Annotated in this window: 9 protein-coding genes; all 9 read left to right on the top strand. The window is 71.4% G+C overall.

Features of this window, described 5'->3' with window-relative positions:
* Window positions 1–158: 158 nt before the first annotated feature.
* The 9 genes from eccD to ACFYUY_RS36460 all read left to right on the top strand — a co-directional run bounded on the left by eccD (window position 159) and on the right by ACFYUY_RS36460 (window position 11,226).
* Window positions 159–1,616, top strand: a complete 1,458-nt coding sequence (gene eccD / locus ACFYUY_RS36500) for a type VII secretion integral membrane protein EccD (protein ID WP_387907362.1) — start codon at window positions 159–161, stop codon at window positions 1,614–1,616.
* Window positions 1,617–1,817: 201 nt separating this feature from the next.
* Window positions 1,818–2,108, top strand: a complete 291-nt coding sequence (rpsO, locus tag ACFYUY_RS36495; protein WP_360214403.1) for a 30S ribosomal protein S15 — start codon at window positions 1,818–1,820, stop codon at window positions 2,106–2,108.
* A gap of 454 nt (window positions 2,109–2,562) precedes the next feature.
* Window positions 2,563–4,770 carry a polyribonucleotide nucleotidyltransferase gene (locus tag ACFYUY_RS36490; RefSeq protein WP_360214402.1) on the top strand — a complete coding sequence of 736 codons (2,208 nt, stop codon included), beginning with the start codon at window positions 2,563–2,565 and terminating at the stop codon, window positions 4,768–4,770.
* 115 nt (window positions 4,771–4,885) lie between these two features.
* On the top strand, window positions 4,886–6,238 hold the full coding sequence (locus ACFYUY_RS36485; protein ID WP_360214400.1) for a pitrilysin family protein: 1,353 nt from the start codon (window positions 4,886–4,888) through the stop codon (window positions 6,236–6,238).
* A 13-nt stretch (window positions 6,239–6,251) separates the two neighbouring features.
* Window positions 6,252–6,998 (top strand): 4-hydroxy-tetrahydrodipicolinate reductase, encoded by a 747-nt coding sequence (dapB, locus tag ACFYUY_RS36480; protein WP_360214398.1) that lies wholly within the window; start codon window positions 6,252–6,254, stop codon window positions 6,996–6,998.
* A gap of 25 nt (window positions 6,999–7,023) precedes the next feature.
* The gene (locus ACFYUY_RS36475) at window positions 7,024–7,482 is read left to right on the top strand and encodes a tetratricopeptide repeat protein (protein WP_360214396.1); all 459 of its coding nucleotides are present in this window, start codon (window positions 7,024–7,026) and stop codon (window positions 7,480–7,482) included.
* Window positions 7,479–8,210, top strand: coding sequence for an FAD-dependent thymidylate synthase (gene thyX / locus ACFYUY_RS36470; protein ID WP_360214394.1), 732 nt, complete (start codon window positions 7,479–7,481; stop codon window positions 8,208–8,210). Before ACFYUY_RS36475 ends, thyX begins: the two co-directional genes overlap by 4 nt.
* Before the next feature lie 261 nt (window positions 8,211–8,471).
* On the top strand, window positions 8,472–9,371 hold the full coding sequence (gene dapA, locus ACFYUY_RS36465; RefSeq protein ID WP_360214392.1) for a 4-hydroxy-tetrahydrodipicolinate synthase: 900 nt from the start codon (window positions 8,472–8,474) through the stop codon (window positions 9,369–9,371).
* Window positions 9,372–9,540: 169 nt separating this feature from the next.
* The gene (locus ACFYUY_RS36460) at window positions 9,541–11,226 is read left to right on the top strand and encodes a ribonuclease J (protein ID WP_387907356.1); all 1,686 of its coding nucleotides are present in this window, start codon (window positions 9,541–9,543) and stop codon (window positions 11,224–11,226) included.
* Window positions 11,227–11,560 lie beyond the last annotated feature (334 nt).

Below are 11,560 nucleotides of genomic sequence, written 5' to 3'. Positions count from 1 at the left end.
CGACCGGACGCCCGCGCAGCAGCCACACCGAGTGCCGCCGTGCCGCGGCACCGTCAACGAGGGGGAGCGCCCAGTGCGTCGAAGGATCGAGGTGCGGGCATGAGCGAGCAGCGCGGGCCCGTCGTCGGAGCACCCGCCGGGCGGAGCGGGGGGCGGGCATGAGCAGCGCCGCCGCGACCGGCTACTGCCGGGTCACCGTCGTCGCCCCGGACCGCCGGATCGACGTCGCCCTGCCCGAGGACGTCCCGCTCGCGGACGTCTACCCCGAGGTGCTCCGGCTGGCCAACCAGTCCCAGCCCGACGGCGCCCCCACCGGCTTCCACCTGGTCCGCCGGGACGGCACCGTCCTCGACAGCGGCCTGCCGCTCGCCGCCCAGCAGGTCCGCGACGGCGACCTGCTCGCGCTGCGCCCCTTCGCCGAGTCGCTCCCGCCGGCCGTCTACGACGACGTCGCCGACGCCATCGCCAGCGCCGTCGAGGCCGACCGCCGGTTCTGGAGCGCCGAGCTGATGCGGGCCTTCGGCCTGATCGGCGCCGGGCTCCTGCTCACCCTGCTGGGCTTCGCGCTCTGGTTCTCCGACCTGCGCCACGACATGCACGGCCTGCCCGGCGTCCTGGCCGGCGTCACCGCCGTCGTCCTCACCGCACTGGCCGGCGTCCGCGCCCGGGTCTACCAGGACGCCCACGCCGCCCTGGCGCTCGGCCTCGGCGCCCTGCCGCACGCCATGATCGGCGGCAGCGGGCTGATCGCCGTCACCCACCCGTGGGACGGCCCCGGCCGGCTCCAGTTCCTGGCCGGCTGCGTCACCGTCCTGGTCGTCGCCGTGCTGCTGGTCGGCCTGCTGCCCGAGCAGGACGCGGTGTTCGTCGCCGCCGCGCTGGTCGCCGCCGCCGGTGCGCTCGCCACCTTCGCCGCCGTCCTGCTGCCGGAGACCCCGGCGGGCCACATCGCCGCCGTCACCGGCGTCGCCGCGGTGGCCGCCGTCGGCTTCCTGCCCGGCCTGTCCGCCCGCTTCGCCCGGCTGCCCGTCGGCTTCAGCGCCCCCGGCCAGACGCGCACCCGCAGCCGCGACTACGACGAGGAGGCGGAGCGCGCCGAGGCCGTCCAGTACGAGCGGATCGCCCACCAGGCCCGCCGCGGCCACGAGGTGCTGGTCGGCCTGGTCGGCGGCTGCGCCGCGGTCGTGGTCGGCTCCTGCGTGGTGCTCGGCTTCACCGACCGGACCTTCCCCGAGCTGCTCGCGCTCGCCCTGGGGATCGCCACCATGCTGCGCGCCCGGCTGTTCCGCTACACCGCGCAGGTCTTCAGCCTCACCATCGCCGGGCTGCTCGGCCTCTCCCTGCTGATCGTCGGCCTGTCCCTGCACACCCCGCAGTACGTCCTGCGCGCCACCAGCGCCGCCCAGGTCGACCTGCGCACCGTCTGGCTGGCCGCCTCGATCGCGTTCGGTGCCGCGCTGCTCACCGCGATCGCCCTGGTGGTGCCCCGGCTGGGCGTCTCCCCGTTCTGGGGGCGCATCCTGGACCTGGTCGACAGCCTCACGCTGATCTCGCTGGTCCCGCTCGCGCTCGCCGTGCTGGACGTCTACCGGCTGGTCCGCGGTGCCACCGGCTGACCGGCCCGCACCCCTCCGCCGCCGCCCGCCCCGGCCCGCCGACCGGTGGCGTGGGCGGCACTGGTACGCTTGGCCTTCGAGCGCAGCCGTGTGTCCGCCCCCTTGGGTCGCAGACCGCCGGCCGCGCCCGTACGACACCGAGTTCTCACTGAGTCCTGTGCTGTCGACCAGGACCGCTCGGTAGACCCCGAAGGAGTTGCAGTGGCTCTCGCCTCTGACGTCAAGAAGCAGATCATCGCCGAGTTCGGCACCAAGGAGGGCGACACCGGCTCCCCCGAGGTCCAGGTGGCCATGCTCTCCCGTCGCATCTCGGACCTGACCGAGCACCTGAAGTCCCACAAGCACGACCACCACTCGCGCCGCGGCCTGCTGATCCTGGTCGGCCAGCGTCGCCGCCTGCTGCAGTACCTGGCCAAGAAGGACATCGAGCGCTTCCGTACGCTCGTCGACCGCCTGGGCATCCGTCGTGGTGCCGCCGGCGGCGCCCGCTAAGACCGCCGCTCGGGGCGGCTCCCCACACCGGGGAGCCGCCCCTCGCGCGTATGCCGCGGTGTTCGAACCGCGGCGCCCGGACATAACAACTCGCGCGCACCTCCCCGGGTGCCCGAGGATTGCACCGTAGGGTTGTGGGCATGCCGGGTGATGGCGCACCAGCGCGCCACCCGGGCACAAGGACCCGAACCCCCGCGGGCCGAAGGCTTCAAACGGAAGCCGCCCGCATCCGAGAGAGCGTCCAGACGCGGACCGCCCGCCCCGGCCCGGCAGCCGTGAGGCGCCGGTCCTCGGTAGTGGCCCCCGGAAACCCCGCCGGACGAGCGGGGAGCCCCGGAGGCTTCGATCGAAGACCGGCCCGACTGCCGGCCTCCCTGACGGGAGGACCCGGTCGGCCGGCAGGCAGTACGCGGGGACGCTCTCCCGGAGACGTACGAAAGAGGAGATCTTCCAGGTGGAAGAGAACGTGTTCTACGCCGAGGCCGTGATCGACAACGGCTCCTTCGGCACCCGTACCATCCGCTTCGAGACCGGCCGCCTGGCCCGTCAGGCCGCCGGCTCCGCCGTGGCCTACCTGGACGACGACACCATGGTGCTGTCGGCCACCAGCGCGTCCAAGCAGCCGAAGGAGCACTTCGACTTCTTCCCGCTGACCGTGGACGTCGAGGAGCGGATGTACGCCGCGGGCCGCATCCCCGGCTCGTTCTTCCGTCGCGAGGGCCGGCCCTCCGAGGACGCGATCCTCACCTGCCGCCTGATCGACCGCCCGCTGCGTCCGTCCTTCGTCAAGGGCCTGCGCAACGAGGTCCAGGTCGTCGTCACCGTGATGGCGCTCAACCCCGACCACCTGTACGACGTGGTCGCGATCAACGCCGCCTCCGCCTCCACCCAGCTGGCGGGCCTGCCGTTCTCCGGCCCGATCGGTGGCGTCCGCGTCGCGCTGATCAAGGGCCAGTGGGTGGCCTTCCCGACCCACAGCGAGCTGGAGTCGGCCGTCTTCGACATGGTCGTCGCCGGTCGCGTCCTGCCGGACGGCGACGTCGCGATCATGATGGTCGAGGCCGAGGCCACCGACAAGACCATCAAGCTGGTCGGCGACGGTGCCGAGGCCCCGACCGAGGACGTCGTCGCGGCCGGTCTCGACGCCGCCAAGCCGTTCATCAAGGTCCTCTGCGCCGCCCAGTCGCAGCTCGCCGCCCAGGCCGCCAAGCCGACCGGCGAGTTCCCGGTCTTCCTGGACTACCAGGACGACGTCCTCGCCGCGCTGACCGCCGCCGTCAAGGACGAGCTCGCCCAGGCCCTGACCATCCCGGGCAAGCAGGAGCGCAACAACGAGCTGGACCGCGTCAAGGCGCTGGCCGCCGAGAAGCTGCTCCCCGAGTTCGAGGGCCGCGAGAAGGAGATCAGCGCCGCCTACAACGCGCTGACCAAGAAGATCGTCCGCGAGCGCGTCATCAAGGACAAGGTCCGCATCGACGGCCGCGGTGTCACCGACATCCGCACCCTGGCCGCCGAGGTCGAGGCCATCCCGCGCGTGCACGGCTCGGCCCTGTTCGAGCGCGGCGAGACCCAGATCCTGGGCGTCACCACGCTGAACATGCTGCGCATGGAGCAGCAGCTGGACACGCTCTCCCCGGAGACGCGCCGCCGCTACATGCACAACTACAACTTCCCGCCGTACTCGGTCGGCGAGACCGGCCGCGTGGGCTCGCCCAAGCGCCGCGAGATCGGCCACGGCGCGCTGGCGGAGCGGGCGATCATCCCCGTCCTGCCCTCGCGCGAGGAGTTCCCGTACGCCATCCGCCAGGTCTCCGAGGCGCTCGGCTCCAACGGGTCCACCTCGATGGGCTCGGTCTGCGCCTCCACCATGTCGCTGCTGAACGCCGGTGTGCCGCTGAAGGCCGCCGTCGCCGGCATCGCCATGGGCCTGATCTCCCAGGAGATCGACGGTGAGACCCACTACGTCGCGCTGACCGACATCCTGGGTGCCGAGGACGCGTACGGCGACATGGACTTCAAGGTCGCCGGTACCCGCAACTTCATCACCGCCCTGCAGCTGGACACCAAGCTCAACGGCATCCCGGCGTCGGTGCTCGCCGCCGCGCTGAAGCAGGCCCGCGACGCCCGCCTGCACATCCTCGACGTGATGAACGAGGCCATCGACTCCCCGGACGAGATGTCCCCGAACGCGCCGCGCATCATCACCATCAAGATCCCGGTGGACAAGATCGGCGAGGTCATCGGCCCCAAGGGCAAGATGATCAACCAGATCCAGGAGGACACCGGCGCCGAGATCACGATCGAGGACGACGGCACCATCTACATCGGTGCCGCCGACGGCCCGGCCGCCGAGGCCGCCCGCACCACGATCAACCAGATCGCCAACCCGACCATGCCGGAGGTCGGCGAGCGCTACCTGGGCACCGTGGTGAAGACCACGACGTTCGGCGCGTTCGTCTCGCTCATGCCGGGCAAGGACGGCCTGCTGCACATCTCGCAGATCCGCAAGCTGGCCGGCGGCAAGCGCGTCGAGAACGTGGAGGACGTCCTCGGCGTCGGCGCCAAGGTGCAGGTCGAGATCGCCGAGATCGACCCGCGCGGCAAGCTCTCCCTGATCCCCGTCATCGAGGGCGAGGAGGGCGGCGAGGCCGCTTCCGAGTGAAGCGCCGCTAGCTGACCCCTTGCGGCCCGTACGCCTCCCGGCGTGCGGGCCGCACCCTGTTGCCCCCGCGTTCGTCCGCGCGTTCCCGCGCGCGTTTCCTCTGGAGGTACCCCCCGTGGCTCAGGCCCCGGCGGCGAAGCAGCGCCCCGGCACCACCCGGACCCTGCTCAAGGGCGTCGACGGCGCCGGCACGGTGCGCCGCACCGTCCTCCCCGGCGGCCTGCGGGTCGTCACCGAAACCCTGCCGACGGTGCGCTCCGCGACCTTCGGCATCTGGGTCGGCGTCGGCTCGCGGGACGAGACCCCGCAGCTCAACGGCGCCACCCACTACCTGGAGCACCTGCTCTTCAAGGGCACCGAGCGGCGCAGCGCGCTGGACATCTCGGCGGCCCTGGACGCGGTCGGCGGCGAGATGAACGCCTTCACCGCGAAGGAGAACACCTGCTACTACGCCCGGGTCCTGGACACCGACCTGCCGCTGGCCATCGACGTGGTCTGCGACATGCTCACCGGCTCGCTGATCCGCCCCGAGGACGTCGACGCCGAGCGCGGCGTCATCCTCGAGGAGATGGCGATGGCCGAGGACGACCCGGGCGACGTGGTGCACGACCTCTTCGCCAGGGTGATCTACGGCAGCGGCCCGCTCGGCCGCCCGATCCTCGGCACCCAGGAGACCATCAAGGCGCTCACCCGGGACCAGATCGCCGGCTTCTACCACCGCCGCTACCGGCCCGAGAACCTGGTCGTCTCGGCGGCCGGCAACCTCGACCACCGCAAGGTCGTCAAGCAGGTCGAGCAGGCCTTCGCGCCGGTGCTGGCCCGCTCGGAGGCGGCCCCCGCCGAGGCCCGCCGCGGCGTCAAGGCGCTGCGCACGGCCGGCAAGGTCGAGGTGCTCAACCGCTCCACCGAGCAGGCCCACCTGGTGCTGGGCGTGCCCGGGGTGCCCCGGCACGACGAGCGCCGCTGGGCGATGGGCGTGCTCAACGCCGCCCTCGGCGGCGGGATGAGCTCCCGGCTGTTCCAGGAGGTCCGGGAGAAGCGCGGCCTCGCCTACTCGGTGTACTCGTACTCCTCCTCCTACGCGGACAGCGGCCTGTTCGGCATCTACGCCGGCTGCCAGCCCAAGCGGGTCGAGGAGGTGCTGCGGATCTGCCGCGCCGAGCTGGCGAAGGTGGTCGCCGAGGGCATCACCGAGGAGGAGCTGCAGCGCGCGATCGGCCAGATCTCCGGTTCCACCGTGCTCGGCATGGAGGACACCGGCTCGCTGATGAACCGGATCGGCAAGGCCGAGCTCAGCTACGGCCACCACCTGTCGGTGGACGAGATGCTGGGCCGGATCGCGGCCGTGACCCTGGACGACGTGCACGAGGTGGCCCGTGATGTGCTGGGCGCGTACCGGCCGTCGCTGGCGCTGATCGGCCCGGTCAACGACAGGCGGGCGGCCAAGCTCGCCGACCTGCTGGTGTGAGAGGACTACCGCTATGACGCTGCGTGTCGCCGTGATCGGCGCCAGGGGACGGATCGGCTCCGAGGCGGTCAAGGCGGTGGAGGCCGCTCCGGACATGGAGCTGGTCGCCACCCTCGGCCGCGGGTCGAAGCCGCAGGAGCTGACCGAGGCCGGTGCCCAGGTCGCCGTCGAGCTGACCCACCCGGACTCGGTGATGGGCAACCTCGACTACTGCCTGAACCACGGCATCCACGTGGTCACCGGCACGACCGGCTGGACCGACGAGCGGCTCGACACCGTCCGCGGCCTGCTGGCCGGGGCACCGGAGCTCGGTCTGCTGATCGCGCCGAACTTCTCCATCGGTGCGATCCTCGGCATGAAGTTCGCCCAGACGGCGGCCCGGTACTTCGAGTCGGTCGAGGTGGTCGAGCTGCACCACGACCGCAAGGCCGACGCCCCCAGCGGCACCGCCACCCGCACCGCGCAGCTGATCGCCGCGGCCCGCGCCGAGGCCGGCCGGCCGCCCCAGCAGGACCCGACCACCCACGGCCTGCCCGGCGCCCGCGGCGCCGACGTGGACGGGGTGCCGGTGCACGCCGTCCGGCTGCGCGGCCTGCTCGCGCACCAGCAGGTGATGTTCGGCGACACCGGTGAGACGCTGACCATCCGGCACGACTCGCTGCACCACAGCAGCTTCATGCCGGGCATCCTGCTGGGCGTCCGCAAGGTCGTCGACCACCCGGGGCTGACCTTCGGCCTCGAGCACTTCCTGGACCTGTGACCGTGCCGATCCCCAGGAGCGCGTCATGACCTCCCGTACCGGTTTCTTCGTCCTGTCCGGCGTGCTGCTGCTGGTCGCCCTGATCTGCGTGGGGGAGGGCGTCCAGCTGGTCGCCACCGGCAAGCCGCTCGGCATCGGCATCGGGGTGTGCGCCTTCGTGATCCCGGTGATCGGCGTCTGGTTCCTGCGCCAGACCGTCCGCTTCGGCCGGGCCAGCGAGCTGCTCGCCCGGCAGCTCGAGGCCGAGGGCGGCCTGCCCGTGGACGAGCTGGTGCGCACCGGGGGCGGGCGGATCGACCGTGCCTCGGCCGACGCGGTGTTCGCCCGGCGCCGGACGGAGGCGGAGGCCTCGCCGGCCGACTGGCGGGTCTGGTTCCGCCTCGCGGTGGCGTACGCCGACGCCGGTGACACCCCGCGGGCCCGCAAGACCATGCAGCACGCCATCAGGCTGCACAGCACCGATCCCGCAAGGAGCAACGCGTGAGCGACGAAGCGCCGGTCCCCGGCTTCCGCAGCGACGTCACGGTGGAGCTGGTCCGCAGTGCCGCCGCCGACTCGGACGTCATCTGGGCGGCCCGGGTCTCGACCGCGGGGGAGCAGTCCCTGGAGGCGGTGCGGGAGGACCCGGAGAAGTCCGCGGGCCTGATCAACTTCCTGATGCGGGACCGGCACGGCACGCCCTTCGAGCACAACTCGATGACCTTCTTCATCAGTGCGCCGATCTTCGTGTTCCGCGAGTTCCACCGGCACCGCAGCGGCTGGTCGTACAACGAGGAGTCCGGCCGCTACCGCGAGCTGCAGCCGGTCTTCTACGTCCCGGCGGAGGAGCGCAAGCTCGTCCAGCAGGGCCGCCCGGGCCGCTACGAGTTCGTCGAGGGCACCCCGGAGCAGCACCGCACCACCACGGAGGCGATGGAGGCGGCGTACCGCGAGTCCTACGCCCGCTACCGGGAGATGCTGGCGGCCGGCGTGGCCCGCGAGGTGGCCCGCGCGGTGCTGCCGGTCGGCCTGTTCTCCTCGATGTACGCGACCTGCAACTCCCGCTCGCTGATGCACTTCCTGTCGCTGCGGACCAAGCGGGAGAACTCGGCGGTGCCGTCCTTCCCGCAGCGCGAGATCGAGATGGTCGCCGAGCAGATGGAGCAGGAGTGGGCGAGGCTGATGCCGCTCACCCATGCGGCCTTCGAGAAGCACGGCCGGGTCGCCCCCTGACCTGGGGCGATGGGCATATGGCCTGAGTGTCTGGCATGTCTGGATTGCGGCTTTTCTGGCCGCTCCCTACATTCGTGAACACGGATCCCGGTGCTGCCCGAACCCCCGAGCGGGCAGCACCGGGATCCCACCCCTCCGCCGTTCCCCCCGCCCGGCCCCGTCCGGCCGCCGCCCGTTTCGGCCGCTCACGGCACCTGCCCGATGTCCGAACCCTGGACCGGTGTGGGTACCGCCCCACCGCCTACGAGTAGCTTTGGACGCATGGCTCCGACCTCCACCCCCCAGACGCCCTTCGGCCGGGTCCTGACCGCGATGGTCACCCCGTTCACCGCCGACGGCGGACTCGACCTCGACGGCGCCCAGCGCCTCGCCACGCACCTCGTCGACTCCGGCAACGACGGTCTCGTCGTCAACGGCACCACCGGTGAGTCCCCGACCACCAGCGACGCCGAGAAGGCCCAGCTCGTCCGCGCCGTGGTGGAGGCGGTCGGGGACCGTGCCCACGTGGTCGCGGGCGTCGGCACCAACGACACCCACCACAGCGCCGAACTGGCCCGCCAGGCCGAGGCCGCCGGAGCCCACGGCCTGCTGGTCGTCACCCCGTACTACAGCAAGCCCCCGCAGGAGGGCCTGTACCGGCACACCGTGCACATCGCCGACGCCACCGGCCTGCCGGTCATGCTCTACGACATCCCGGGCCGCAGCGGCGTCGCGCTCTCCCACGAGACGCTGGTCCGCCTCGGCGAGCACCCGCGGATCGTCGCCAACAAGGACGCCAAGGGGGACCTCGGCGCGGCCTCCTGGGCCATCGCCCGTTCCGGCCTCGCCTGGTACTCCGGCGACGACGTCCTCAACCTGCCGCTGCTCTCCGTCGGGGCCGCCGGTGTGGTCAGCGTCGTCGGGCACGTGGTGGCCGGCGAACTGCGTGCGATGATCGACGCGTACCTGTCCGGCGATGTGGCCAAGGCCACTGCGATCCACCAGAGCCTGCTCCCGGTGTTCAGCGGTATGTTCCGCACGCAGGGCGTCATCCTCACCAAGGCGGCACTGGGGCTCCAGGGCCTCCCGGCCGGCCCGCTGCGGCTGCCCCTGGTCGGTGCGACTCCCGAGGAGATCGCGCAATTGACGAAGGATCTCGCCGCCGGCGGGGTACACCTGTAGCAGACACAGACGTGCGCGCCCCGGCTCGCCGGACCCTCACGGGCCCGCCGCTGGACCGGACCGAAGGCGCGAGAGCACAGACCCGGTAGGAAAACGACACTGAGAACGCACGCCATATGTCTCCAGGGGAGGACCCTGGACATATGGCGTGCGTCGTGAGGAGAGTCTTTTGAGTCACCCGCATCCCGAACTCGGCGCGCCCCCCGCCCTGAAGGAGGGCGCCCTCCGCATCACTCCGCTCGGCGGCCTCGGCGAGATCGGCCGCAACATGACGGTCTTCGAGTACGGGGACCGCATCCTGATCGTCGACTGCGGCGTCCTCTTCCCCGAGGACGAGCAGCCCGGTGTGGACCTGATCCTCCCGGACTTCAGCTACATCCGGGACCGCCTCGACAAGATCGACGGCATCGTCCTCACCCACGGCCACGAGGACCACATCGGCGCCGTACCGTTCCTCCTGCGGGAGAACCCGGACATCCCGCTGATCGGCTCGAAGCTGACCCTCGCCCTGATCGAGGCCAAGCTCGCCGAGCACCGCATCCGGCCGTACGTGCTGGAGGTGAAGGAGGGCCAGCGCGAGCGCATCGGTCCCTTCGACTGCGAGTTCATCGCGGTCAACCACTCCATCCCGGACGCCCTCGCGGTCGCGGTCCGCACCCCCGCGGGCATGGTCGTCGCCACCGGCGACTTCAAGATGGACCAGCTGCCGCTCGACGGCCGCCTCACCGACCTGCCGACCTTCGCCAAGCTGGCGGAGGAGGGCATGGACCTGCTGCTGGTGGACTCCACCAACGCCGAGGTCCCCGGCTTCATCCCGCACGAGCGGGACATCTCGGCCGCGCTGCGGAACGTGTTCGCCAACGCCGACAAGCGCATCATCGTCGCCTCCTTCGCCAGCCACGTGCACCGCATCCAGCAGGTGCTGGACGCCGCGCACGAGTACAAGCGCAAGGTCGCCTTCGTCGGCCGCTCGATGGTCCGCAACATGGGCATCGCCCGCGACCTCGGATACCTCAAGGTCCCCGGCAACATGGTCGTCGACGTCAAGCAGCTGGACGACCTGCCGGACAAGGAGGTCGTGCTGATCTGTACCGGCTCGCAGGGCGAGCCGATGGCCGCGCTGTCCCGGATGGCCAACCGCGACCACCAGATCCGCATCGTCGAGGGCGACACCGTCGTCCTGGCCTCCTCGCTGATCCCGGGCAACGAGAACGCCGTCTACCGGGTCATCAACGGCCTGACCCGCTGGGGCGCCAAGGTCGTGCACAAGGGCAACGCCAAGGTGCACGTCTCGGGCCACGCCTCGGCCGGCGAGCTGCTGTACTTCTTCAACATCTGCAAGCCGCGCAACCTGATGCCCGTCCACGGCGAGTGGCGGCACCTGCGCGCCGCCGCCGACCTGGGCATCGCCACCGGTGTGCCGCGCAACCGCGTGGTCATCGCCGAGGACGGCGTCTGCGTCGACCTCGAGGGCGGCGTCGCCCGCATCGTCGGCAAGGTGCAGGCCGGGTACGTCTACGTGGACGGTGCCTCGGTCGGTGACATCACCGAGGCCTCGCTGAAGGACCGCAGAATCCTCGGGGAGGAGGGCTTCATCTCGGTCTTCGTCGCGGTCGACTCGGCCAACGGCAAGATCGTGGGCGGCCCGACCATCCAGGCCCGCGGTTCCGGCATCGAGGACAGCGCGTTCGCGCCGGTCGTCGCCAAGCTCCAGGAGGCTCTGGACCGCTCGGCGAGCGACGGCGTCCTGGAGCCGCGCCAGGTCCAGCAGCTGGTCCGCCGGACCATCGGCAAGTGGGTGGCGGACAACTACCGCCGCCGGCCGATGATCCTCCCGGTCGTCGTCGAGGTCTGATGCCGTGAGGGCCTGGTCCCTGGCCCGGGCCGGCTCCTGAGGGGTGCCACCCCGCAGGAGCGGGCCAGGCCGGTCCCGGTTTGACGTGGGGCAGCCCGGTGCGTAATGTTCTCCGGGTTGCCCCACGGGACGGCCCCGCCGGAAGTTCTCGAATATGAATTCGGGAATGACCGCGGAAAACGGCCCGGAAAACTCTGGTAGAGTTCGGGAGCGCCGAAAGGCAAAAAGCCGGTCGGGTGAATGAAACTCCGGGAAAACGGAGCGGAAAACATCTGATAAGCTGGAAACACGAAAGAACGAAGCGCCCGGAGGGCCTGCTGGAAGGCAGACCGAA

This window comes from Kitasatospora sp. NPDC004745 (genome assembly GCF_042873275.1).
Lineage (GTDB): Bacteria > Actinomycetota > Actinomycetes > Streptomycetales > Streptomycetaceae > Kitasatospora.
The sequence above is the reverse complement of the archived record's forward strand: the minus strand, read 5'-3'. Positions and strand labels throughout refer to the sequence as shown.